The organism is Paenibacillus solanacearum (assembly GCF_910593845.1).
Taxonomy (GTDB): domain Bacteria; phylum Bacillota; class Bacilli; order Paenibacillales; family NBRC-103111; genus Paenibacillus_G; species Paenibacillus_G solanacearum.
This window is the reverse complement of the sequence record NZ_CAJVAS010000027.1, coordinates 19,890-43,801: the sequence shown is the minus strand read 5'-3', so window position 1 is coordinate 43,801 and position 23,912 is coordinate 19,890. Positions and strand designations below refer to the sequence as shown.

At 57.4% G+C, this 23,912-nt stretch carries 21 protein-coding genes and 1 pseudogene; 8 read left to right on the top strand and 14 right to left on the bottom strand.

The annotated features are described in order from the left end of the window. Positions 1-120: 120 nt before the first annotated feature. The 5 genes from KXG62_RS23225 to KXG62_RS23205 form a co-directional block, all read right to left on the bottom strand. The gene (locus KXG62_RS23225) at positions 121-1,779 is read right to left on the bottom strand and encodes a DHA2 family efflux MFS transporter permease subunit (RefSeq protein ID WP_218094406.1); all 1,659 of its coding nucleotides are present in this window, start codon (positions 1,777-1,779) and stop codon (positions 121-123) included. 10 nt (positions 1,780-1,789) lie between these two features. Next, positions 1,790-3,109, bottom strand: a complete 1,320-nt coding sequence (locus KXG62_RS23220; RefSeq protein WP_218094405.1) for an efflux RND transporter periplasmic adaptor subunit — start codon at positions 3,107-3,109, stop codon at positions 1,790-1,792. A 17-nt stretch (positions 3,110-3,126) separates the two neighbouring features. Next, positions 3,127-3,786, bottom strand: a complete 660-nt coding sequence (locus tag KXG62_RS23215) for an efflux RND transporter periplasmic adaptor subunit (RefSeq protein WP_218094404.1) — start codon at positions 3,784-3,786, stop codon at positions 3,127-3,129. 122 nt (positions 3,787-3,908) lie between these two features. Beyond that, positions 3,909-4,364, bottom strand: coding sequence for a MarR family winged helix-turn-helix transcriptional regulator (locus tag KXG62_RS23210; RefSeq protein WP_218094403.1), 456 nt, complete (start codon positions 4,362-4,364; stop codon positions 3,909-3,911). Between the two features lie 174 nt (positions 4,365-4,538). Continuing rightward, positions 4,539-6,104, bottom strand: a complete 1,566-nt coding sequence (locus tag KXG62_RS23205; RefSeq protein WP_218094402.1) for a glycoside hydrolase family 43 protein — start codon at positions 6,102-6,104, stop codon at positions 4,539-4,541. Between the two features lie 307 nt (positions 6,105-6,411). Here KXG62_RS23205 and KXG62_RS23200 point away from each other — a divergent pair, with 307 nt between their 5' ends. Together KXG62_RS23200 and KXG62_RS23195 are read left to right on the top strand one after the other, a co-directional pair. Continuing rightward, on the top strand, positions 6,412-7,230 hold the full coding sequence (locus KXG62_RS23200) for a class I SAM-dependent methyltransferase (protein ID WP_218094401.1): 819 nt from the start codon (positions 6,412-6,414) through the stop codon (positions 7,228-7,230). A 109-nt stretch (positions 7,231-7,339) separates the two neighbouring features. After that, complete coding sequence (locus KXG62_RS23195) at positions 7,340-8,230, top strand: endonuclease/exonuclease/phosphatase family protein (protein ID WP_246627604.1); 891 nt, start codon at positions 7,340-7,342, stop codon at positions 8,228-8,230. A gap of 96 nt (positions 8,231-8,326) precedes the next feature. On the opposite strand, the gene KXG62_RS23190 is transcribed toward KXG62_RS23195, so the two are convergent. Both KXG62_RS23190 and KXG62_RS23185 read right to left on the bottom strand, forming a co-directional pair. After that, positions 8,327-8,944, bottom strand: a complete 618-nt coding sequence (locus tag KXG62_RS23190; protein ID WP_218094399.1) for a hypothetical protein — start codon at positions 8,942-8,944, stop codon at positions 8,327-8,329. Positions 8,945-9,024: 80 nt separating this feature from the next. Continuing rightward, positions 9,025-9,471, bottom strand: a complete 447-nt coding sequence (locus tag KXG62_RS23185) for a MarR family winged helix-turn-helix transcriptional regulator (RefSeq protein ID WP_218094398.1) — start codon at positions 9,469-9,471, stop codon at positions 9,025-9,027. 237 nt (positions 9,472-9,708) lie between these two features. Here KXG62_RS23185 and KXG62_RS23180 point away from each other — a divergent pair, with 237 nt between their 5' ends. From KXG62_RS23180 to KXG62_RS23170, 3 genes are read left to right on the top strand one after another with little or no spacing between them, the layout of a single operon-like run. Beyond that, a complete protein-coding gene (locus KXG62_RS23180; RefSeq protein WP_218094397.1) occupies positions 9,709-10,287 on the top strand; it encodes a TetR/AcrR family transcriptional regulator in 579 nt (192 codons plus the stop codon). Between the two features lie 52 nt (positions 10,288-10,339). Beyond that, positions 10,340-10,975: a VC0807 family protein gene (locus KXG62_RS23175; protein WP_218094396.1), complete on the top strand. Its 636-nt coding sequence runs from the start codon at positions 10,340-10,342 to the stop codon at positions 10,973-10,975. Then, positions 10,972-11,469: a GNAT family N-acetyltransferase gene (locus tag KXG62_RS23170; protein WP_218094395.1), complete on the top strand. Its 498-nt coding sequence runs from the start codon at positions 10,972-10,974 to the stop codon at positions 11,467-11,469. The genes KXG62_RS23175 and KXG62_RS23170 overlap by 4 nt, the downstream gene beginning before the upstream one ends. A 70-nt stretch (positions 11,470-11,539) precedes the next feature. On the opposite strand, the gene desA is transcribed toward KXG62_RS23170, so the two are convergent. From desA to KXG62_RS23155, 3 genes are all read right to left on the bottom strand, one after another. Then, positions 11,540-12,595 carry a Delta(5) desaturase DesA gene (gene desA / locus KXG62_RS23165; protein WP_218094394.1) on the bottom strand — a complete coding sequence of 352 codons (1,056 nt, stop codon included), beginning with the start codon at positions 12,593-12,595 and terminating at the stop codon, positions 11,540-11,542. Positions 12,596-12,885: 290 nt separating this feature from the next. After that, a complete protein-coding gene (locus tag KXG62_RS23160) occupies positions 12,886-14,415 on the bottom strand; it encodes a stalk domain-containing protein (protein WP_218094393.1) in 1,530 nt (509 codons plus the stop codon). A 204-nt stretch (positions 14,416-14,619) separates the two neighbouring features. Then, positions 14,620-14,955, bottom strand: a complete 336-nt coding sequence (locus KXG62_RS23155; RefSeq protein WP_218094392.1) for an MGMT family protein — start codon at positions 14,953-14,955, stop codon at positions 14,620-14,622. Between the two features lie 219 nt (positions 14,956-15,174). Here KXG62_RS23155 and leuB point away from each other — a divergent pair, with 219 nt between their 5' ends. Then, complete coding sequence (gene leuB, locus KXG62_RS23150; protein ID WP_218094391.1) at positions 15,175-16,278, top strand: 3-isopropylmalate dehydrogenase; 1,104 nt, start codon at positions 15,175-15,177, stop codon at positions 16,276-16,278. A 98-nt stretch (positions 16,279-16,376) separates the two neighbouring features. On the opposite strand, the gene KXG62_RS23145 is transcribed toward leuB, so the two are convergent. Both KXG62_RS23145 and KXG62_RS23140 read right to left on the bottom strand, forming a co-directional pair. Continuing rightward, positions 16,377-16,577: a hypothetical protein gene (locus KXG62_RS23145; RefSeq protein WP_218094390.1), complete on the bottom strand. Its 201-nt coding sequence runs from the start codon at positions 16,575-16,577 to the stop codon at positions 16,377-16,379. Between the two features lie 58 nt (positions 16,578-16,635). Beyond that, positions 16,636-17,187: a PadR family transcriptional regulator gene (locus KXG62_RS23140; protein ID WP_218094389.1), complete on the bottom strand. Its 552-nt coding sequence runs from the start codon at positions 17,185-17,187 to the stop codon at positions 16,636-16,638. A 131-nt stretch (positions 17,188-17,318) separates the two neighbouring features. Between KXG62_RS23140 and KXG62_RS23135 the strand changes: the two genes are divergently transcribed. After that, positions 17,319-18,527, top strand: a complete 1,209-nt coding sequence (locus tag KXG62_RS23135; RefSeq protein WP_218094388.1) for an alpha/beta hydrolase family protein — start codon at positions 17,319-17,321, stop codon at positions 18,525-18,527. Positions 18,528-18,583: 56 nt separating this feature from the next. Here KXG62_RS23135 and KXG62_RS23130 read toward each other — a convergent pair whose 3' ends face one another. Together KXG62_RS23130 and KXG62_RS23125 are read right to left on the bottom strand one after the other, a co-directional pair. Next, the gene (locus tag KXG62_RS23130; protein ID WP_218094445.1) at positions 18,584-19,624 is read right to left on the bottom strand and encodes a DUF3231 family protein; all 1,041 of its coding nucleotides are present in this window, start codon (positions 19,622-19,624) and stop codon (positions 18,584-18,586) included. 122 nt (positions 19,625-19,746) lie between these two features. After that, complete coding sequence (locus KXG62_RS23125; RefSeq protein ID WP_218094387.1) at positions 19,747-21,993, bottom strand: serine hydrolase; 2,247 nt, start codon at positions 21,991-21,993, stop codon at positions 19,747-19,749. 326 nt (positions 21,994-22,319) lie between these two features. Here KXG62_RS23125 and KXG62_RS23120 point away from each other — a divergent pair. Continuing rightward, positions 22,320-23,870, top strand: a pseudogene (locus KXG62_RS23120) (catalase); the annotation flags it as partial. Positions 23,871-23,912: the final 42 nt, after the last annotated feature.

Here is a 23,912-nt window from a genome sequence, read left to right as displayed (position 1 = left end):
ATGCCAGCCCCCCTTATTATGGTATTTGTCGAAATATGCACTCGCTGCTAAAACTATACCATACGGGTAAACGTTACAACAACTACCTTGGCGCGAAATTGCACATGATTTCGTGCAATTTTACGCTTTTACCGTTGCCGGCGTCTCTTGCGCGCTCACTGCGGCCGGTCCTGCCGGAGCAGCCGCCTTGTCGCCCGTGCCGGCTTGCGGTTTCACCGGAGTCGCGGCTTTCCTCTTGCTCATGAAAAAGACGAACGGCAAACAAAGAAACGCAGGGATCGCGGAAATGTAAAACGTATCGGCGATGGCCCGGACCAGCGCCTCCTTCTGAATCATCCCGGCGATGACCGAAGTAGCCGCCCCTGTCGCGGTCGACATATCGACTGCCGACTGGTAGACGTAGCCGGAGATCGCCGAGATCGCATTGCTGGCCGCCAGCGAATCGACCGTCACGCTTTCGTTGATATGCTGAGCGTGAACCAGCTGCCGGCTGCTCATCAGCGCTGTGAAGATCGCAATCGACATCGAGCCGGCAACTTGACGGGAGACGTTCCCGAGCGGCGACGCGTTGCCGATCTGATGCGGCGCCACCGCGCTCATCCCAGCCGACGTCATTGGCATCATACAAAGACCGATGCCGATGGAGCGGATGCTCATAATCCAGATCAGCCAGTGATTCGGCGTATCCGCCGCGAGCAGATGCAGCTTGAGCGTCGTCACGCCCAGAATCGTCAAGCCGACGAGTCCGATCGGGATGATGCCGTACTTATCGTTCAGCTTGCCGCTCAGCGGCATCATCAGCGCCATGACAATCGCCTGCGGCATCATGACGAGGCCCGCCTGCATCGCATTCAATCCCTGGATGTTCTGCAAATAGAGCGGAGCGAGGAAGGAGCCTCCCATCATCCCCATCATGACCAGACATGACGCTATCGTGCTGATCGTAAACTGCGGAATGGCGAACAGACGCACGTCCAGTACAGGCGTTTCAGTGCCCAGCTCTACCCACAGCAGCAGTAAAAGGCTGAATAAAGCGACGAAAAACAAGCTGAGAATAAACATCGAGGTCCAGCCTTCCGACTGGCCTTTACTTAAAGCAAGCAGAATGCTGCCGAAAAAAATCATCGATAGCACAGCGCCGGGAAAATCGAATTTGACGCCCTTTTTCGTCTGCGAATTTTTGAGCAGCAAATTCCCCAAGATGACGGCGAAGATCCCGATCGGGATGTTAATCAGAAACAGCCACCGCCAGCTGTAATATTGGATCAAATATCCGCCTGCCGTCGGGCCGAGCGCGGGGGCCACCATCGCGGCAATCCCCCACAGGCCGATCGCGGTCGATACTTTCTCTCGCGGAAAAGACGTATAGATGATGGACATGCCGACCGGCATAATAAATCCGCCGGCAAACCCTTGAACAATTCGGAAGAAAATAACCGATGTGTCGCTCCAGGCAAGGGCGCATAGCACAGAGCCAATCGTAAAGCCGGCTACCGAATAAACGAATACGGTTTTGTTGCCGAAACGTAACCCGAGATAACCGGTCATCGGAATGACCATTGCGGATGCGAGCATGTAGCCTGTCAGCATCCACTGCATCGTCTGCGTATCCGAGCCGAAGACGGCAGTCAGCTTCGGCAGGGCGACGCTCATCAAGCTGCTGTTGAGCACCGATACGAACGTGCCCAAAACGATGGCGATCAGCCCAAGCCACATGCCGCCGCTGCTATTTTTCGCGGATTGACCATCAGGTGACGTACCCGTAGTTGAATCGGTCATATCGCGCCTCCTACTCTGCTTTCAGCTTCGTGCCTTCGGCGATGTTGGCGTTCGGATTCACAACGACCTGCTGGCTGGCCTGCAGCTCTTTGTTCGGCAGAACGTACACCCAATCCTGATTTTTTTCTTCGGTCTTCACTTCGACCAAATGCGCCGTCTGATTTTCCGCCTTCACGACGTAGGTCTTATCGTCCTTCTTGATCATCGCCGACTTCGGAAGCTCCAGCTTCGCATTCGCCGTACCGGCCATGCGCACTTCGGCGACCATCCCGGCGAAGAGCACGCCGTCTTTGTTATCGACGGTCACTTTGACAGGGAACGTCGTGCTGTTGGCGTTCGATACCGGGCTCACGAACGTAATCTTGCCCTTGAACGTCTTGTCCGGCACGTTCGGCACCTTCACTTCAACGTCGGCGCCGCTCTGCAGCTTGCCGATCTGGCTGTCAGCCACGCTCAGCTCCACCTGCACCTGATCCATGTTGACGATCGAGACGATCTGCGCACCCGCCTGCGCCATTTCGCCGACGGATACCATCCGTTTGACGACGGTGCCGTCAATCGGGGAAGTGATCGTCGCGTTGGCGACCGTCGTATTGGCCAAATCCAGGACGGACGTCAAGCGGTTGACTTCCGCTTCCAGCGCCTTGAGCGTGTTCTGCGTCGGCCCGGCCTTGGTCAGATCCAGCTTGGCACGGGCGGCTTGCACGGCAGCTTCCGCGGACTTCTGTCCGGCTTGCGCCTGCTCATACGCCGCTTTCGCTTTTTCAAACTCGAAGGTGCCTTTATCCATATCTTCTCTGGTGATGGAAGAGCTGCTATCGTACTGGTTGCGCAGCTTGTTATACGAATCCGTCGCCAACTTGAAGCCGGCTTCCGCTTGCTGCAGCGCGGCGCCCGCCGTCTGCGCGGCCGCTTGCGCCTGCATGAGCGCGCTGTTCAGCGCGTCAATCTCCTGCGTTCTTGCGCCGGCGCGGGTATCGGCGAGCCTCGCTTGCGCCGCGGTAAGCGCCGATTCGGCTTGCTGCGCCTGCTTCGACAAATCGTCGGTTTCCAGCTGAATCAGGACGTCGCCCTTCTTCACCTTAGCCCCTTCCTCGACACTGACGGCAGCGACCTTGCCCGACACCTTGGATACGACCTTGATGTCCTGGTCGGGGATGATTTTACCGCTCATGCCGGAGTCGGATAGTTGACCCAGTTTGATCAGCTGCACAGGCACTTCGGAGCCGTTCACAGCTCCGGCCGCCGGCGCGCCGCATCCCGGAAGCACTCCAATGACGGAAAGGGAGAGCAACGCGGGAATCCATATATGTTTGTTTGTTGTTTTCATCGATTACTCCACCTTTGTCAATTGCCTTTCAAATGAATTTTGATGACCGTGCTCATGCCAGGAGACAGATCCAAACCTTGATGATCGTCAATGGCGATCTTGATCGGAATACGCTGCGTCACTTTCGTGAAGTTGCCGCTTGTATTGGTCGCGGGCAGCAGCGAGAAGGTTGAAGCCGTCGCTTTGCTGATTTCGGAAATCGTCCCCGTCAGCGTCGCGCCGGCGTACGTATCGATCTTGATGTCTACCTTTTGCCCGAGCTGGATGCGGTGCATTTCCGTTTCTTCAATATTGGCCGACACATACAGCTTCTTCTTATCGACGACCATCGCGACCGTCTGTCCGGGCGAAGCGACTTCCCCGGTGCGAACCATCGTCTTGATGACGGTGCCCTCGATCGGCGAACGAAGCGCCGCCTGGTCCAGCATGCTGGTCGACAAGTTGCTGCTGTCCTGCTGCCCGATAATTTGATCGGCCATCACATGCTCGCCTTCGTTGACCTGCAGGGAAACGACTTTGCCGGTCACACGCGGCATGACGCGGTAAATATCCCCGGCCAGCCTGGCGTCCTCCGAAGACAAGTAATGCTGGCTCTGATACCAGAACATGCCTCCGCCCCCTACGCCGGCGACCACGAGTACCGCCAAGATCACGTACAAAATGATTTTACGTTTCATGTTCTCTCCTCAACCTCTTCCTTTTTCAACAAGTACAAATGCGCCTTCGGCGACATCACGCCTCTCCGGCGTCCGCCGGCATGGCTGGCGCCGACCGCATGGAATATGAGTGCGTGAAGCTATTACCCCTTGCCCAGCGTCTCCTGCTCCGCAGTCAAGTTGCTAAGTATCGTGCTGTAGATCCGCCCCATGCTTTTCAGATCGTCCTGGTAGATGCCGCTCAACGTCTTCTTGATTAACCGCTGCTTGCGGTCGACAATCATACCGACGAGCTCCCTGCCCTTGGCCGTAATACCGAGCATGACGACCCGGCGGTCGTCGCCGCAGCGAATACGCTCGATCAATCCGCACTCGACCAGCTTGTCGCTCAAATAGGTCATCCCGGCAAACGAGATGCCGAGCTGCTGCGCCAGGTCCGAGGATTTGAGCGGTCCTTCCTCCGAAAGCCGCAGCAGCAAATCGGACTGGTGCAGCGTCAGCTCGTCTTTCGGGCACATCTTGCTCCATTCGGCTTCATATCGCTTCATAATTTGCCGATGCATGTGAGCAAGCGAGCTCAGGTCGTAATTTTCGCGCAAAATCACATCCCCTCCCTAAATGAAAAATAGTACACCAGTAGATATTTCACCTGCGAATGTTTCCTGTACGAAATAATAGCACACGCCTAATTATTTTGTAAACAAAATAATTGGAGGGCTCCTGCCCGGAGCCCTCCACGATCTATTACGATAGCGACGTATGTCCACCGCCGTTTATTCCGCCGCCGCATACTCGAACCAGTCGAAATCGGCGTAGTTATTGCTTGCCTGCCCGCTGCTGCCGGCGTACAGCCCGATGAACGCGCCGAGGAAGCTGCCTGCCACATCCGGGCTGAGCAGCGTGCCGTCCACGCCGTCGCTTAAGCCTATCCATGCTTCGGCTTCCAGTGCATAATCGAAGCGCAGCCGCTGCTCGTCGGCTTCGACCCGCAGGTACAGCTTGCCCGCCTCGAGCGGCTGCGAGGCAAGCACCCGCTCCTCGCGGTTCCGGCACTCCACGAGCCGCAGCCGCCGCTGCCCCTCGGCCATCGCATATTCGAAGCGCAGATGAAAGTCGCTTGTCTGCAGCAGCACAAGCCCTGCCGCCTCTTCATTAGCCCGCGGCGTAAACTCCATGACAGTGCGCGCGGCGAAGCTCTTGTGCTGCTGCCGGCGGGCGATCACCGCGGGATTCGACCAGTCGGTGAGCCGGTCGGGCTTCAGCCTGAGCCGCAGATGGCCGGGACGCTCCGTCAAGCTCCAGAAGTCGCCCCGCGGCGTACGAACGAAGCTCCACCGCATATCGAGCGCCGCCCGGTCGAATGAGTCGCATACCGGCGGGAGCGGCCATTTGCAAGCCGGCAGATTTGGGCGTGTCAGCTGCGTCTCGACGATGCCTTTGCCCGGATTGACCACCGGCCAGCCCTTCTCCCACGCCAGCGGCACGAGAAACGTCTCCCGCCCCAGATTGCGGTAGCCTCCGCCGTACGGCCGCGTGCCGAGGCATACCATCCACCACTGGCCACTGCCGGTTTGCACGATGTCGCCGTGACCAACGTTCGTGATGGCGGCCTCCTGACCCAGATGGCGATGCGTCAGGATCGGATTCGTCTTAGCGCCCTCATACGGCCCCGTGATCTCCCGGCTGCGGGCGACGGTGACGGAATGCGTGAAGCCGGTGCCGCCCTCGGCGATGAACAAGTAATAATAGCCGTCCACCTTGTACACATGCGGGCCTTCCTGCGCATGAATGAATTTGAGCGCGCCGTCCCATAGGCTGTATCTGGGCCCGATCAGCCGGTGGTTATGCAGATCGAGCTCCTGCATATAAATTTCCATATGCTTCGGATAGTGCTGCCCTTCCGGCGGTCTGCGGTTCGCCGTGAAGTAAGCCCGTCCGTCGTCGTCGAAGAAGAGCGACGGGTCGATGCCCGGCGCGTCCTCCAGCCAGTAGGGGTCGGACCACGGACCGGACGGATCGGAAGCGGTGACATAGAAGTTACGGCGCTCGCTGGTTGCGCTCTCCACAAGCGTCGTGATCATGTAGAACACGCCGTTATGATAACGGAGTGTCGCCGCGTATATGCCGCGCGACGTCTGCACCCCGTCCAGATTCAGCTGCGAAGGCCGGTCAAGCACATGGCCGAGCTGCCGCCAATGTACGAGGTCTCTGGAATGGAAGATCGGGACGCCGGGGAAATATTCGAACGTCGACGTCACCATATAATAGTCATCCCCCACCCGGCACACGGAAGGGTCCGGGTACATGCCGGGCAAAATCGGATTTTGGAATAAGGTCATATCGCCAGCTCCTTCGCTATCGATCGGTACGTTTCCATCATGTACGCTTCGCGCGTGCCAGTCTATAGACCGGATTTAACTTTTTCCTTACAATAGTTGTATATCAGTTGTATATCCTTGGCTCTCGCGCCTCGGGCCAAGGGCTAGCCACTCGCGCCGAATGCAGCGGTCCCGGCGCGAATTGCTTCAAAATGGCACGCCCGCTTCGGAATTTGGCCTACTTCGCCGGCCGTTTTCCGGTACGATGAACAGGAAAGCCGAGCCCGAAGCCGGTCGTGACCATCCCGAGAAGAATGGAGGAGAACCATTGATACCCGAAGGCAATCTGAAGAACAATATCGACCGGTTTACAGGCTATGGCGACGTTTATGACAAGAACCGCCCGCAAGCGCCGCAAGCGCTCGTTCAAGTGCTTACCAGCTACGCCGGGGGCAAGCCGTCGCTCGTCCTCGATATCGGCTGCGGCACCGGGCTGTCCTCCTTCGTCTGGAAGGACCATGCCGAGCAGGTGATCGGCGTGGAGCCGAATGCGGACATGATCGGCAAAGCGCAGGACAATTTGCGACGCAGCGGCTTAAGCCATATTTCTTTCGCGCAAGGGTACTCGAATCAACTGGATGCCGCCTCCGGCTCGGTCGACATCGTGACCTGCTCCCAGTCGTTTCATTGGATGGAACCGGAGAGCACACTGCGCGAGGTTGCCCGCGTTCTGCGCGAAGGCGGCGTCTTCGCGGCCTATGATTGCGATTGGCCGCCTACCATTCACTGGTCCATCGAGGAGGCGTACGAGCGGCTTGTTTCCAAAGCGGACGTGATCATCGCCCGGCTTGCGCATGAAGACGACCGCGCGATAAAGCGGGATAAAAGCCAGCATCTGGCGAATCTTCGCAAGAGCGGTGTCTTCCGTTACTGCAAAGAAATTTTGTTCCACAACATCGAACGGTTCGACGCCGAGCGTTATGTCGGCCTTGCGCTCAGTCAAGGCGGCGTGCAGACGGTGTTCAAGCTCGGCTCATCCGAGCTGGACGAAGACATCGAAGCGTTCCGGACGCTGGTGGCGCAGTATTTCAACGGCAGCGCAATGGATGTGCTGTTCAGCTACAGAATGCGGGTCGGCGTGAAATAAGCGCCGGGCTCCACGCACTCAGGTAAGCGTTTTCTATTAATATAGTAGAAATGATTCGCCGTCCATCCGAATGTTGCCTGCACGGAGACGGCGACGGGGAGGCTTGTCCTTGCGATTCACGAGCTTGCAACGGCCTTGGCGATGGATCGCCGCGGCACTCGGGCTGGCGCTGGCGCTCGCTATCATCGCGCTCTCGCTCTATGGCGGCCGGGGCATGCCGCCCCCTTCTCCCGGCGGCATGCCGCAGCCGGAAGAAGGCACGCTGAACGTATTGACGTACAATATGCATGTCGGAATCGGCATGGACAACGCGCTCGATCTGAAGCGGGTCGGCGACCTTCTCGCCGCATCGGGCGCCGATGTGATCGGTCTGCAGGAGGTCGATAAGCATTGGGCGGAGCGAAGCCGATTCGAGGATCAGGCCAAATGGCTGGCCGACTACTTGAAATTTCATTACGCTTTCGGCGCCAATCTTGACCGGGCTCCGCTCAAGCCGGGAGAGCCGCGGCGGCAGTACGGCACGGCGATCTTGAGCAAATATCCGATTGCCGATGCGAAAAACACGCTGCTGCCGAGCAATCTGAAAGCAAGCGAGCGCGGCGAACAGCGCGGTATCTTACGCGCCACCATCGACGTCGGCGGCACGCCGGTTCATTATTACAGCGCGCATCTCGGATTGAACGCCGAGGAGCGGAGGGGCCAAACCGCCGAGATCGTGAAGCTCATAGGCGCTCAAGGGGGCAACGCCATCCTGGTCGGCGACCTCAACGCCGCGCCGTATTCCGATGAAATCAAAATTTTATCGGCTGCCTTCAAAGACGCATTCGCCGATCGAACGAATACGTACACCTTCCCGGCGGACAACCCCCATGTCCGGGCCGATTATATCTTTTACACGCCGACCCTGCAGCTGAAGAGGTCGGAAGTCATCCGCTCGCTCGCCTCCGACCACATTCCGGCGACGGCGCAATTCACATTCGTCAAAGCGACACGCCCGTAGTTTTTCCATTGGGAACTCATCTCATTTATAACTGCACTTATAGCCAAAAAGACCGGGAGCATCCTCCCGGTCTTTCCTTTTTCCATTGACGTCAGCTTACTCACATACGAGGTTTTTCTCCGACAGCACATGATACGTATTGTCGGTGTCCAGCTTGCCGAGGAAGCGGACCGTGTATTTGCCCGTATAATTCAGCACAACGTTGTTCAGCCCCCAAGTATACCAGAAATCTTCTTTGCCCGGCAGCACGTATTCCTTGGACGATACGATCGTGTTGCCCGCGGAATCAACCATATCCAGCTTGACGGACCGGACTGCCGGAATGAGATTGTCGACCTGCACGAACACCGAGAAGTCGATCGGCACCCCTTTTTTCACCTTGCCGAACAAGTCACGAATGCCTTTGCCGTCCTTGCTCTCGCCGAGACCGAAGATCATATGGACGTTTGGTTTGTACAGCTTCGTCAAGCCGGTCTCGGTGTCGGGAATGGCGAGCAGGTTCGCCTTCTCCGCAATCGCCTCCACGGGCACGAGAACGGTGCCGTCCACTTGCAGCGCCGGAACCTCATCCTGCTTGAACGACATCTCGCGGCCGTTGAAGAAGATGGACGCGATGTCGAGGTCTTTGAATTTGCCTGCCGCCCCTGCGTAAGAAATGCCCACGTTCAAACAAGTGAATAAGGAAATCACGATCGCGATTTTGTTTATCTTCAATCCGTTCACCGCTTTCGGCTTTTATAAATTTGTACACCAAAATGGGGAAAAAGTTTCTATAAATAAACAAAATTTAGCAACTATTTATTAAATTGTTCCTGCGCGTATTTGCCCAGCTTCTTCAGCAGCCGGCTCGCCGTTTGCTTCTCCTCGGGCGTAAGGCTGTTCATCGCCTGCTCGATCACTTCCGTATGCTTCGGAAACACGTCCTCGATCAACTGTTTGCCGCTCTCGGTAATTTCCGCAAAAATGAGGCGGCGATCCTCGGTCGACGCTCTGCGCACCGCCAGCTTTTTCTTTTCGAGCTTATCGACGACATACGTAATGTTGCCGCTGCTCATAAGCACCTTGCCGCCGATTTGCTGAATCGGCTGCGCTCCCTTATGGTACAGCAGCTCAAGCACGCCGAACTCCGTCCGGTTCAGCCCGTGCTGGCGAATATCGCGATCTGCATGCGCGTTGATCCACTGGCTCGCCCGGGAAAGCGCGATATAAAGATCCAATGCGTCGTTTCTGGAAATGGCCATTCCTTTCACTGCCTTCCGTTCAACATAGTAGTCCGGTTGTACAACGTCTTGAAATGAAGATATTGGATTTAGCCGTCATTGTCAATGAAGGCATGGTTCATCACCGCCTGTGTCGTACATAACGGAAATTTTTTGAAAACGCCCCTTTACAGACCGACGGTCGGTACGGTATGATGTTTGTGTACCGACCGACGGTCGGTTCGTCCAAAAACTTACGGAAAGAACGTGTGAACCCATATGACTTCATTAAACGAAAGTTATCAGCTCATTCTCGACACCGCCGAAGCGCTTATTCGCGAGAAAGGCTGCCGGCAAACGACGCTGCAGGACATTATGACCCGCACCGGCCTATCCAAAGGCGCGATTTATCATTACGTCACAGGAAAAGACGAACTGCTCGGACGGCTGCTGCAATCGCGGGTCGAGCAAACGAATGCGAAATTTCACGAGGTGGTGAATGACCCGGATACGCATGGCTTGGAGAAGCCGCTCCAGCTTATTGCGCAGGCGTTCGGGGCAGTGAAGCATGACGATGTGTCGAATCAAATTTTTCTTTATTTGCTCAGCCGCATGGACGATCGGAAAGTGTCCGACATCATGAAGGGGATTTATCAGTATACGCTCGACACTTGCGCGAATTGGATCGAAGCCGGACAGCGCGCCGGTGCAATCCCGGCCGAGGCAGACAAATTGCAGCTCGCCGAAGGCATGCTGATGTTTATGTACGGACTGCGCGTGCAAAATACGATCAGGCAGGAAAGCAGCCGCATGAACGCGCAGGAAGTGACGCAGTTCATGTTCCGCGTTCTCAGCTGATACGCATGTGTGACTCCCACATCTCCCCTCTATCGAAAGGATGGTTCATCCCATGTCCAAACGTATGTATGTAGTCTTGACTCTGCTCATTAACGGCATCGTGCCTTGGGCGCTTTATGTGTGGCTGTCCGGCCACATGCCTAGCTTTACCGCACTCTGCATCGCCACGCTCGTTCCGCTGGCCGACAACGTCGTTCACCTGCTCAAGCACCGCAAGCTGGACGCGTTCGGCTCCTTGATGCTGTTCACCTTCGTGCTTACGCTCGTGCTCGTCGCGCTGGGCGGAAGCGAAAAAATGCTGCTTGTTCGGGAGTCGATGATTACCGGCGCCGTGGGGGTTGTCTTTCTGGGCTCGCTGCTGTTTCACCGGCCGCTGATGTTTTATATGGCCGCCCGCTTCAACGGGAACCCCGAGAAATTCGCCGCCAACTGGCAGTATGCGTATTTCCGGTATGTGCTGCGGCTGATGACGTTCGTATGGGGTATTTTGCTGCTGCTGGAAGCGGTAGTACGCACGATGCTGGTGTACCAGCTGACGACCGCTCAGTTTCTCGCGATCTCCAATGTCGTGCTTTACGGGTTCGTCGGCATAGCAATTGCCTGGACTGTGCTGTATCGGAAGCATTCGGCCAAACGGCTGAAGGAAGTGATTTGGAGTGCGGAGCATAGGGGGGCGGCGGCCAAATGATCGACGTCTTCACCCTTGCGGACAAAAAAAGCGTCATGGCCTTGTACCGGTCCGTCTCCGGCGAGCTCCAGCGCCAGGGGATCCGTCAATGGGACTGGTTGTATCCGAACGGCTTCGTCATCGGCGCGGATCTGCGCCGCGGCAGCTTGTTCGGGGTGAAAGCTAGCGGCCTTGCCATCGCGGCGGTCGCGCTTGACGACCGGCAGAGCGCGAAGTATGCGCCGCTGCCCTGGAGCGACCGGCACGGCTCCGCCGCCTGCATCCACCGGCTGGCTGTGCACCCGCAGCATCAAGGTAACGGCCTCGGCAAGCGGCTGCTGCATTTCGCCGAGGACACGGCGCAGGAACGCGGCTATTCGAGCATCCGGCTCGATGTGTATGCCGGCAATCCCGGGGCCGTCCGCATGTACCAGCGGGCCGGCTACCGCGAAATCGGCGAGATACGATTCCCGCTGCGGCCGTTGCCGTATTTATGCTACGAGAAGCTGCTGTAGCGCTTGGCATGGGCTGCGGCCGCTCGGGCGTACCCCGCTTGAACGCGCAGCGTGCGCGGAAACGGAGCGCCTATCGGCCTGATTCGACGCGAGCCCGCGCGCGGGCTGCTTTCCCTGCCCTGTGCCGCTGGAACAACTCCGGCGGGATATCCCGGAACGCCATGAACGTCTTGCTCTGCTCGTTCCACACCCGGTGCTGAAGCGACCGCAGGCTTGTCCGCAGCGTAATCGTCTGCGCCTGCTGCAGCAGCGGATTGGCGTTATGCGCCGCCTCCAAATAATAGTTGGGCACTCGCGGGCTCAAATGGTGGATATGGTGGAAACCGATGCTGCCCGTGATCCAGCAGAGCCATTTGGGCAGCTTGTAATACGAGCTTCCCTGCATGGCCGCCCGAACATAATTCCAGTCCTCTTCCAGCTCAAAGTAGCCGTCCTCGAACTGATGCTGCACATAGAACAGCCATATGCCGGCGACGCCTGACACGACAAATACAGGCGCCTGCACGAGCAGGAACGCTTCCCAGCCGATCGCCCAGCACAGCAATCCGGCGATGACGGCAATGCCGAGATTGGTCACATACGTGTTCATACGCTCATGGAATCCGGCGCGCTTGCGGTTAAAACGATAATCGATCAGGAAAATGTAGATCGGACCGAACGTGAACATCAGGAGGGGATTGCGATACAGCCGGTACAGCAGTCGCCGCATAGGGGACGATGCCACATATTCTTCTACCGTCAGCGTCCATATGTCACCGACCCCCCGCTTGTCGAGGTTGCCGTTCGTGGCATGGTGAACGGAGTGGCTGTGCCGCCATTGATAGTAGGGGCAAAAGGTCAATATCCCGGTCAACGTGCCTACAATGTCGTTGGCCGTTTTGTTTTTGAAAAACGATTTGTGGCAGCAGTCATGAAAAATAATAAAAATTCGAACGAGAAATCCGCCGGCCGCGATGCCCAGCGCAAGCGTGATCCAGTAAGAAATCGACAAACTGAGATAAGCGGCGTACCAAAGCGTTACAAAGGGAATGAAGGTGTTGAGGATTTGCCACACGCTGGAGCGTGTTCGTGGTCTTTCATAGGGGGCGAGGTCTTTACGCCATCCGCTGTGCTGCTCATGAGCCATGAAGGTTGAATCTTCCTCTCTCGTATTAAGTCGAAACATTTGTTGTCCATTGGGTATTACGCCGGAAACCATCCAAGGTTCCGAAAGGTCGAGGAAAATTGCCGCTGGCCGGCGCACCTTCTCTTCTCATCCCTCTGCCGTAAAATGTGCCGCAGGGCTTAAGTATAGCATGGGTCCGCCGAATTAACTATGACGATCTCATTGTCAAAAGATGCAAGCGCCGGCCGTAAAAAAACGCCTGTACTTGATATACAGGCGTCGTATCGTCGCGCCCCGGACAAGTCCGGAAGCTACTTCAGTTTTTTCACCATCTCGGCATGCTGCTCATTCTCTCTCTTCACAGCTTCTGTATAGCTCTCCCGCAGCAGCGTCAGCTGATCCCGCAGCGCCTGTATTTGCTGCTGGACCGAGCCTTTGGCAATAATTTGCGCGAGCAGCTCCTGCGTCTCGATCAACTGCTTCTCGAGCTCCACGCGGGCGGCCTCGGCCGTTACGGAATTGTCGAGCGGCAGCGAGCCCATTTTCTCGAGAATCTCCTCTTGCTTCGCATTGGCATCCTTGAGCGCCCGATCGTACGACGCTTTCGTTGCGTATGTACCGGGATTGCTTTTGCGAATTTGGGCGATCTGGTTCTCTACCTTCTTTTTGTTCTCGTTGTACTGCGTTTTGAGCAGACTGATCGCCTTATCGTGGCGCTCGTTCTCGATCTTCAGCGGAGCGGGCTGCGTCGTCGTGTTCGTGTTCGGCAGCGTACTGCTCTCGCTGGTCATATCCACTTTGCTAATCAGGATGTCGTTGGAATACTCGCTTACGGAAAGCAGCGTGCCTTTCCTGTCGTAATGAGAGACCAGACCGTTCAACGTGTTATTCTTGAACTCGCCGACCACCTTCTCGCCTTTGGCCGTCGTATACGTCCCTTTGCCTTCGCGCACGCCGTCCACGACATCCCCCTCGTACACGTCGCCGCTGTCGTACGTGATCTTGCCCGTGCCGTTGGGCAGGTCATTATCGAATGGGCCGACATATTTGTCGCCGGTCTCGGAGTAAAGCGTCCCTTTCTCGCGTTCGCCGTTCACGTACGTACCGTCGAACATCAGGCTGCCGCTTGTCATGTACTGCTTGACCGATCCGCTCCACACGCCGTCCTTGATCGTCCCGTTAAACTCCAACTGACCGTTATCGTAATAGCTTCTCAGCCGTCCGTCGGCGGGCAGACCGCCCGACATCGTGCCTTCGAACAGCAGCTTGCCCTTCTCGTCGTACAGCTTGCCGGTACCCTCAGGATAGCCGTTGACGAGCTGGCCCGTATATTTCGTGCCGTCCGGGAAGGCGTACTCCCCTTTGACCGGCTTCGACGGATCCGTCGTCTTGCCGACGTTCTTCGGCGTACGGAGATAGATGGTGGACGTCTTCTCGTTCCACGTCACTTCCTTGCCGGACGCTTCCCCGACGAATCGCAGCGGAACGAACGTATTGCCGTCCACGAGCCGCGGAGGCAGCTCAAGCTCCGTTGGCCGCTCGTTCACGTAAGCGCCGGTATCGTCGATGATCAGCTTGATCATCAGATCGTCCCTTGTCCCGGTGACCGTCTGCGTATCCTCGTTCCAGCCGATCCGCAGGCCGAGCTTTTCGAAGATGGGCCGGAACTGCACCAGCGTCGTTCCATCCTCGACGAGCGGCGGCGCTTCGAATTTGATCGGCTTGCCGTCCAAAAACACGCGCACCGGCTTCTCCGCCGCCGCCGCGGATGCAGCACCAGGCAGCGCCAGCACGGACGACATTAAGCAAGCCGACAGCGCGATGGCATACCATTTGTTCATCGATGGGTCCTCCTTTGCATCGGTCACACCGCATTATGACCGTTCGATGGATCTTGTTTCGTCTCGTTCGGGCTGCTGCTGTGAGGCCGGTAGACGTTCCCCGGCCTGCTTCGCTTTGCCGCTTCTATTATGTTGTCGGCTTTTGCCGCCGCAAAATGAAGCTTTCTTTTACCATTGTCATCCATTCCCCGTCGCATTCCAGACTTACGCGCTAGGGACATCACCGTCCGGTTCGCCGGGAATAAACCGGTACCGCTCCAGATCGATGCGTCCGTCCCTGCTGACCTCTACGCCCTCGCTTTGCAGAAAATGCATTTGCTTCATCCGCGATTCGTCGTCCGTGAGCGCAATCTCGCCCTTCACGTTCACGACGCGATGCCAGGGCAGCCGGTGCGCCCGGCTGAGCGAATGCAATATCCGCACCACCTGCCTCGCGCCTCTGGGGCTGCCGGCCAGCGCGGCAATTTGTCCGTACGTCATGACATACCCTTCGGGGATGCGCTGGATAATATCCACGACCCGCCGCGTGTACGGCTCCATGCTTGTCCCTCCGTTCTGTTTCACCGCCAGAGCGCTTCTAATGCGCACAAATCCTGAACGCATGTTGAGCTGCTGCGCGGGGCCGGTCGGACCCCCTGGGGGCGAATGTTTCGTTTATAGGTAATTTCTATATATTTTATATGTGTCATATATTTTACCAATAAGTCTACTTCCGTTACAATCGCTACAAGACAGTCACTCATACGGGAGGCGATCCACATGGATATGAAGCGAATCGGCGTGCTCGAAGGCGACTATATCGGACCGGAAATCATGAAGGAAGCGCTGCGCGTGCTGCGTGCCGCCGGGGAGCATACGCAGCTTGCCTTTGACATCGTGCCCCTGGAGGCCGGCGGGCAGGCATACGACAAATACGGCTGCCACCTCCCCGCAAGCACACTGCGTCTGGCGGAGACGTGCGACGCTTTGCTGAAGGGCCCGTTCGGCGGGCCGCCGGAAGCGCTCGCTTCGCCGAAATGGTCCGGCGTGGAACAGGAGGCGATCTTGCCGCTCCGCCAGCACTTCGGGTTATACACGAATTTGCGGGAAACGAAAGTATTCGATTCGCTGCTGGATTTGTCCCCGGTCAAGGGGCACGTAGTGAAGGGCGTCGACCTGTTGATCGTCCGCGAGCTGATTTCCGGGATCTACTTTGGCGAGAAGCAAGCTCGCGTGGTCGAGGGCGAACGGGTCTACTCCGATGTCGAAGCGTACGCTGAATCGGAAATTCGGCGCATTGCGATCCGGGCTTTCGAATACGCCAAATCGAGAAGAAACAAAGTGACCTTGGTCGCAAAATCGAACGTGTTGAAAAGCAGCGTGCTGTGGCGGGAGGTCGTTGCCGAAACCGCCGCTTCGTATTCCGAGGTGGATCTCGATTATATGCATGTTGATAACGCCGCCATGCAGCTCATCATTAACCCGCGGCAATTCGACGTCATTCTGACGAGCAATCTGTTCGGCGATATCTTATCGGACGAAGCGTCCGTATTGTCCGGGTCGATCGGGCTGTTCCCTTCCGCCAGTCTCGGAGACGGGCCGTTCGGATTGTATGAGCCGATACACGGCTCCGCTCCCGGCATTGCCGGGCGGCAGATCGCCAATCCGATCAGCGCCATTCTGTGCGCCGCCTTGATGCTGCGCTACACGTTCGGCGAAGAAGCCTTGGCGGTTCGCATCGAGCACGCCGTCCGGCGAACGCTGGAGCTAGGCTACCGCACGCGGGATTTGTTCCGCGAAGGCGCAGACGATCCCGCCAAGCTGCTGGGAACCGCGCAAATGGGCGAAGCGATCGCCGGGGCGCTGCAGGAGCGGCTGCCATGACCTCGGCAGCGGTCGGTCGGGGTACGGGGCGGGCCTGATACCCGCCCGCACGTACCTGCCCCGGCCGTGCACCTCGCGCGCCTCGGCGCGGAAGCCGGTTAGCGTCTCCACCCGCCCGGCTGCTTCCTTACCGTTTGACACGACCCTCGCTCGATCACTGCTTCCGCCATTTTCACCGCCGCCAGAACACTGCCTCCCCTCGTCTGACGCCGCCCGCGAGCGGCCATCGCTTCTCCCTTTGGCATCGCCCTTGCCCGACGACGGCTTCCCACCGTCTCATGCCGCCCGTGCTCGTCCACCGCTTCCCCCCCTGGACACCGCCCGTTGCTCACCAACCGATTCGTCGCCCGCGAGCCGTTATATGCGATTTTCCCGAAGCCATCCGATCATTTTATCGCACCAGTCGGCATAGCCCCGCTCGAACAAAATGCCCATCTCAATCACGCCGATGCTCGAAAACAGCGGATGCCCGGCCTCAATACGCTCCTCCTGACCGCGCAACGACGCCGCCTTGACGGTATATTCCTCGAGCCGCGCCTCATGCTCCTTTCTTCTCTCGACCAACTGGGCGATCATGACCTCCGGCTCCACCAGCCATGAGCTGTACTGTTTGAGCAAAAACTCGTCCCACGCCCCCGGCTCGCTCGGCGATATAACCCATGCCTTCAAGCTATCCAAGCCTTTATCCGTAATGGTGTATATTTTTTTGGCCGGGCGGTACGACTCCCGCTCATGCGATTGCAGCCGGATATATTCCTCCGTCTCCAGCTTGGACAAGGTTGGATACAGCTGGTTGTTGCTGATTTTATAAAAGAAGCTGATCCGGCCGTTGATTTGCTGCTTCATGTCGTATCCGCTCAGCGGCTCCCTCGCCAATAAACTGAGCAGCACATATTGAATGGAACTCATTACACATCCCCCTATTGAATTATAAGTTAATTTTAACATAGGTTATTATTGACATATAATCACAATTGATATAAGTTAATATTAACCTATAAATGAATCAACCACAACTTTTCCTATGAGGAGCGATCACCATGCATCTTATTTTTAACGACCAAACGTTTTCCTTCGAGCTGCTGCGCACGCTAAGCTATGCCCCCTACGGTGGAGCGGACATCGGCGAGTGCCTGTCTACCGCTTACCGCATCAAGGAAGGCTGCTTCGACAGCTGGTATACCGAATGGCGCAAGACCGCGGAGCGGATGCACCGGCTGGCCGTGGAGAGCCGGGACCAAGGCAATCGGGTCAGCGCAAGGGAGTTCTATCTGCGGGCCTCGAATTATTACCGCACCGCGGAATTTTTCCTGCATGGCGATCCGCAGGACCCGCGCATCCTCGATACTTGGGGCAGCAGCCGCAGCACGTTCCGGGAAGCGCTGCGCCTGATGGAAGGACGGGTCGAACAGGTGGAGATTCCGTATGAGGGCGCTTCGCTGCCGGGTTACTTGTACCTTGCGGATCAAACGCCGCGGCCCGTTCTGATCGTTCACGGCGGCTTCGACTCGACCGGAGAGGAGCTGTACTTCGAGGTGGCAGCGGCCGCGCTGCAGCGGGGATACCACTGCCTGACCTTCGAGGGGCCGGGGCAAGGCGCCGTCATCCGCGAGCAGCGCATCCCGTTCCGCCACGATTGGGAGCACGTCGTCACGCCGGTTATCGATTACTTGCTGAGCCGGCCGGAAGTCGACACCGAGCGGATTGCGCTGATGGGGATCAGCCTCGGCGGCTGTCTGGCGCCCCGCGCCGCCGCGTTCGAGCACCGGCTCGCCGCCTGCATCGCCAATGACGGACTGTTCTCCAACCAGTTCGGAGAGATGGGACGCAAGCTGCATCGCGGGAACGATGCCGATCTGGACGATCCCGCCTACATGGACCGCTTCATTCGCGGATTGATGGCTCATCACACGGGCGTCCGCTGGGCGATCGAGAACGGGATGTTCACGTATCAGGCCGCATCCGTCGCCGAGCTGATTGACAAGACGGAGCCGGTCACACTGGAAGGCGTCGCGCACCTTATCGAATGCCCTGTACTCGTGTGCGATGCGGAAGCCGATCACTTCTTCGCCGGACAGCCTGAACGGCTGTACGAAGCGCTGGCCTGTCCGAAGACGTTCATGCGGTTCACGACAGAGGAAGGCGCAGAGGAGCATTGCCACTTCGGCGCGCTGCAATATTTCAATCACCGCGTATTCGAATGGCTGGATCGAACGCTTGGCGTGGAGGCAGCCAGCACAGCCCGCTAACAGCAAAACGCCGCTTCGCGACATCTCGCAAAGCGGCGTTATCGTTGTTGGACGACTTACTTGAGCACAAGCGCTTCCCGGTCGGCCGCCTGCGGCGGCTGCTCCAGCCAGCCGTGCTCGATCATAAGATCCGCCCCCGACTCGGCATAATTGCCGACCTCCAGCGTGGAGCGCGCGAACAAGGCCGCAAGGTCCCGCCTGGCGGTAAAAGACAGCGCGTTCCCGTACGTGCGGACTCGCATCGTAAACATATCGAGCTTATGGAATACCATCAGCCGATCGGAAAACGGAGCCACCGTCGACTCTGTCACCAAGTGATCGAGCAGCCCGGGCGATGGCAGATCTTCGTTATGAAGCATCTCGCTGAACGAATCGATATGACGGGTCGCCAGCTCTTTTCCCCTGACGAAATATTGTCTGACCTTCTCTTGACCGGCCACTTGGCCAAATCCGGTTAACACCGCTCGACTGATCGTATTGTTCTCAATACTGTCGAACAGATGTGTAATTTCCAGCGCCTGCAGCGGCCTGACATTCCCGAAGAAGCCATTCATGTAGCTTTTTTTACGAACGAATTCGGGATGTTTCGGCGGCGGGATATAGGGGGACTTTTGCAAATAGCCCTTGTTCTCCAGCAGTACGTTGACGCTATTCAGCAGCTTAACCGTATCGTTCAACCCGCTCGTAAAAAATTCGCGGACATCCGACCTGACCATCAGCGGGATTGCTGCGCTGTATATGCTCATGCCTGCTTTGCCGACATAGATTAAATAATGAAGATACAGCTCGTCGGCGAATAACCGGGGCGCGTTCAGGCTGACGTCCTTCTCCGTAAATCCGATCGGCATCGGATAATGGGCCCGGGTAAAAATGTCGTCAATCGACTTCGTAAACCGCTCCGTCAGTTGAACCGCCTCATCCAATATGCTGCGAATGTCCGAGTCGTCCACATTTTGCAAATAGTAGCGGAGCACACAGGAGGCCATTGTATTTCCCATATAAGTAGCCCACAGCTTCCCGATCTCGGCCGCCGTCAACTGGTCATCACGGTCGTTCTTCGTCGTTGCGGCTCGATTCGATTTCATCGGTTTGATCATTTCCACGAATAAAACGCCCCGCTCTCCATTTTTTGCTTATTATTCGGAGATGAGGCGCGATTTATTCTTCCTCCGCGGATGCAATCACCCGGATCGGCACACTGCGGAAACCCTGCGCTTGCTTACCTTCCCTGCGCGCGGGCGATCAACGCTGCGGCCTCGGCGCGCGTGACGGCATCGTTCGGACGGAAGCTGCCGTCCGCGTAGCCTTCGGCCCAGCCGATCCGCTGGGCTTTCGCTACAGCCGGCACCAGTACAGCAGGGATGTCGCCCGCATCGCTGTAGGGCAGCGGCTCCGTGCCGCCGGCCATCGACCCATTCGCGCTCTCGTAGGCGCGAACCAGCAGCACTATGGCCTCGGCACGGGTGATCGGCGCACTCAGGCTCGGCGCATCGCCCATTTGTCCGTTTCCGCCGACACCCGTCGCAGGCTCCAGCCCGAAGGCGCGAACGAGCAGCGCGTCCCAGGCATCGCGGGCCATCGGCTCATCGGGGCGGAATGCCGTCTCCGCTGCCGGATCGATCAAGGAAGCTGCGGAGGCGCCGTCGATGAACGGCCGGGCCCAATGGCCGGGCGCCACGTCGGCATACTTGGATTCGTAGCTCATGGCGCGATACACGGTCTTCGCAATCTGCTGCACGACCGGGTTGCCTGTCGCCTGCGCCTTGTCGAAATCACCGGTGGTAGTAACCTCAGTCAGCACGGCGATAGCGATCTCTTTGCCAGGAATCAGAATATATCCGGTGTCATGCGTGACGTTGGCGTTCTCACCGGTCTTATGCGCAATCGGAGCATCCGGCAGCGCCGCGCCGAATTTCGTCTTGACCTCCTGCGCTTTCATCCACGCAATGATCTGTTCTCGCGAGCCTTCGGATAAAAACGTGCCTTTATATATGTGTTCGAGCAGCGAGACCAGATCGGCCGCATCGATGTAATTGTCCTGCGCGGGCGTCGGCGCCGCCGCAAACATTTTGCGGCCCAAATGCATGACCTTGAGATTCAACCGGTTCATCAGCGCGTCTACCTGCTCCAGGCCGACGACATCGATCAGTACGTTCGTCGCCGTATTGTCCGATTGCGTAATCATCAGCCGCGCCAGCCGCTCGATCGTCACCTCCTGCGGGAATGTTTCCTTTTGCAGCGAGCCGGTGCCGCCGACGACATCCTCGGGCTTCACGGTTACGGCGCGATCCAAGGACAGCTTGCCGGCATCGACCTGCTGCATAAGCGCGGAGACGAGCGCCAGCTTGATCGTGCTGGCCGGCATATACGGCTGCCCGGAGCCGAGCAGCAGCTCCCGCTGGCCGGAGCGCCCGCTCACATCCTTGATCCCCACCGACACGCGGATGCCCTGCTTGGCCGCCCCCTCAATGAGCGGATGAAGCGCCATGGACAGCTCCGGCCACGCCGCCGGCTGGTGCCCCGCAGCAGGCGTATCGGACAACTCGTTGTATACCGCCTTGGCGATCCGCTGTATGACCGGGTTGCCGAGCTTCTGCGCCTGCCCCGCGTCTTCCGGCCTCGTCACCCGTGTCAGCACGGCGATGGCAACCTCCCGGCCCGGAATCAGGAAGTATCCGACATCATGACTGACGTCCCCGAGCTCACCCGTTTTGTGGGCAATCGGCTTGCCCGGCAGCGCTGCTCCGAATTTGGTCTTCACTTCCTGCGCCTTCATCCAGGCGATGATTTGATCGCGCGACGCAGCGTTGACGAGCTCGGCTTTATAAATCTTATCCAGCAGCATCACGAGCTCCGCCGCGCTGACGTAGTTTTCCTGCTCCGGCGGCTTCGCCGGATTCATCATTTTGCGTCCCAGCTGCATCGCCGTAAAGCCCAATCCATCGACCAACGCATTCACCTTATCGAATCCGACGAGGTCGATCAGCACGTTCGTCGCCGTATTGTCGGACTGCGTAATCATCAGCCGCGCCAGCCGCTCGACCGTCACCTCCTGCGGAAACGTTTCGCTTTGCAGCGACCCCGCTCCGCCGACTACGCTGGCGGGTGTGACGGTAATGTTTTGGTCCAGCGATAAGCGCCCCGCTTCAACCTGCTGCATGAGCAGCGACACGATCGCAAGCTTGATCGTGCTGGCCGCAACATAGGCATCCTGCGAGCCGAGCCGGGCGGTATCGTTCCCATACGTCCCACTTAAGTCTTTTACTGCGACCGACACGTCGATCCCGTCCTGACGGGCCGCTTCGATGATCGGCTGCAGCACCAGTTCCAGTCGTTTCAGATACCCACCCTCTCCGGTTACCGCCGCTAACGCGCTCGCCGCCTGCGCCTGTGAAAACAGCAAAGTTACGGCTAGCAGCAAAAATGCCAAACGGGTCTTGCATACAATGAATTTCGATGATCGCACGGTGGTTCCTCCTCAATGCAAGTCGGTAATCGCTCTCGCTAATGTAATATTAAATAACACCAATATATATAAATCTATCAATATTATAATATTATGTTAGATAACATTACAATATTTTTATAAATTTTTGTATAATACTGACCTTATACGGTTATTTACCAATCTATTTATAAGTATTTTGTCATTAAATATTACAAATACATTACATTAATAGCGTGGTCCAAACCATTTTTTATATAACGCATGTATACTTTTCCTTTCCCTGACAAACCGTACTAGATGACATTTGAAGGGAGGCCTATTCGAGCAGCATGGAGAAGGACACGCAAGAGTTGACGTTAACGAATCGGCAAGGTCATCCGATATCCGATAATCAAAACATTCGCACCATCGGCAATCGCGGCCCGTCCACGTTGGAAAACTACCATTTTATCGAGAAGATTTCGCATTTCGACCGGGAGCGCATTCCGGAACGGATCGTGCACGCCCGCGGCGCCGGCGCTCACGGCTACTTTGAAGCGTATGGCAAGGTCGGGAACGAGCCGGTCGCCAAGTACACGCGGGCCAAGCTGTTTCAGGAGGCCGGGAAACGGACTCCCGTATTCGTCCGATTCTCTACGGTCGTACACGGAGGCCACTCGCCGGAGACGTTTCGCGATCCGCGCGGCTTCGCTGCCAAGTTTTATACCGAGGACGGCAACTGGGATCTGGTCGGCAATAATTTGAAAATCTTTTTTATCCGCGATCCGCTCAAGTTTCCGGACATGGTTCATGCGTTCCGTCCCGATCCGGTCACGAACCTGCAAAATCCGGAGCGGTTTTTCGATTTCGTCTCGAATTCGCCAGAAGCGACGCATATGGTTACTTTTCTGCATTCACCCTGGGGCATTCCGGCCAACTACCGGCAAATGCAAGGCTCCGGCGTGAACACGTACAAGTGGGTTAACCAGGCCGGGGAAGCGGTGCTCGTGAAATACCACTGGGAGCCGCTGAAGCAGGGGATTAAAAACTTGACGCAGCAGGAGGCGGACGCCATCCAGGCGAAGACGACAAGCCATGCGACGCAGGACTTGTACGAAGCGATCGAGCGGGGCGATTATCCGGAATGGGAGCTGTGCGTGCAGATCATGAGCGACGACGAGCATCCCGAGCTGGACTTTGATCCGCTCGATCCGACGAAGCTGTGGGATCACGAGCAGTTCCCGTTCCTACCCGTCGGCAAAATGGTACTGGACCGCAATCCGGAAAACTATTTTGCCGAGGTCGAGCAGGCTGCTTTCGGTACGGGGGTACTGGTCGACGGCCTCGACTTCTCAGACGACAAGCTGCTCCAGGGACGTACGTTCTCCTACTCCGATACGCAGCGTTACCGGGTAGGCACGAACTACCTCCAGCTGCCGATCAACGCCCCGAAGACGCATGTTGCGACGAACCAGCGCGACGGGCAAATGGCGTTTATAGTCGACCGCGCTTCCAGCCAGAACCCGCACGTCAACTACGAGCCTTCCTCGCTTGGCGGGTTGAAGGAGGCGCCTCCGGCAGGCCAAGAGCATCAGCCATTGTATAACGACAAGCTCGTCCGCGAAAAAATAAGCCGGCCGAACGACTTCCAGCAAGCCGGCGACACGTACCGCAAGTTCGAGGATTGGGAACGCGACGAGTTGATTCGCAACCTAGTCGACGGGCTGAAGGTGTGCAAGCCGGTGATCCAGCAAAACATGATCGACCACTTCACCAAGGCCGATCCCGATTACGGCCGGCGCGTCGCGGAAGGGCTGGCTCAGGCGAAAGCCGATCCGAATCATATCGCCTCAGACTCCGCAAGGGAAGGCGCCGCTATGGCGCAGAGCGCAGGGCAACGTACGGACGGGTATTGAGCAGAGAAACCCCCAAACCATCGGCGATTGGCAACCGATGGC

Coding starts and splice junctions, on each gene's coding strand:
- KXG62_RS23225 (WP_218094406.1), bottom strand. CDS start 1,779: ATGACCGATTCAACTACGGGTACGTCACCTGATGGTCAATCCGCGAAA.
- KXG62_RS23140 (WP_218094389.1), bottom strand. CDS start 17,187: ATGAGTTCCATTCAATATGTGCTGCTCAGTTTATTGGCGAGGGAGCCG.
- KXG62_RS23215 (WP_218094404.1), bottom strand. CDS start 3,786: ATGAAACGTAAAATCATTTTGTACGTGATCTTGGCGGTACTCGTGGTC.
- leuB (WP_218094391.1), top strand. CDS start 15,175: ATGGATATGAAGCGAATCGGCGTGCTCGAAGGCGACTATATCGGACCG.
- KXG62_RS23155 (WP_218094392.1), bottom strand. CDS start 14,955: ATGGAGCCGTACACGCGGCGGGTCGTGGATATTATCCAGCGCATCCCC.
- desA (WP_218094394.1), bottom strand. CDS start 12,595: ATGGCTCATGAGCAGCACAGCGGATGGCGTAAAGACCTCGCCCCCTAT.
- KXG62_RS23205 (WP_218094402.1), bottom strand. CDS start 6,104: ATGACCTTATTCCAAAATCCGATTTTGCCCGGCATGTACCCGGACCCT.
- KXG62_RS23170 (WP_218094395.1), top strand. CDS start 10,972: ATGATCGACGTCTTCACCCTTGCGGACAAAAAAAGCGTCATGGCCTTG.
- KXG62_RS23220 (WP_218094405.1), bottom strand. CDS start 3,109: ATGAAAACAACAAACAAACATATATGGATTCCCGCGTTGCTCTCCCTT.
- KXG62_RS23160 (WP_218094393.1), bottom strand. CDS start 14,415: ATGAACAAATGGTATGCCATCGCGCTGTCGGCTTGCTTAATGTCGTCC.
- KXG62_RS23185 (WP_218094398.1), bottom strand. CDS start 9,471: ATGGCCATTTCCAGAAACGACGCATTGGATCTTTATATCGCGCTTTCC.
- KXG62_RS23130 (WP_218094445.1), bottom strand. CDS start 19,624: ATGATCAAACCGATGAAATCGAATCGAGCCGCAACGACGAAGAACGAC.
- KXG62_RS23135 (WP_218094388.1), top strand. CDS start 17,319: ATGCATCTTATTTTTAACGACCAAACGTTTTCCTTCGAGCTGCTGCGC.
- KXG62_RS23175 (WP_218094396.1), top strand. CDS start 10,340: ATGTCCAAACGTATGTATGTAGTCTTGACTCTGCTCATTAACGGCATC.
- KXG62_RS23180 (WP_218094397.1), top strand. CDS start 9,709: ATGACTTCATTAAACGAAAGTTATCAGCTCATTCTCGACACCGCCGAA.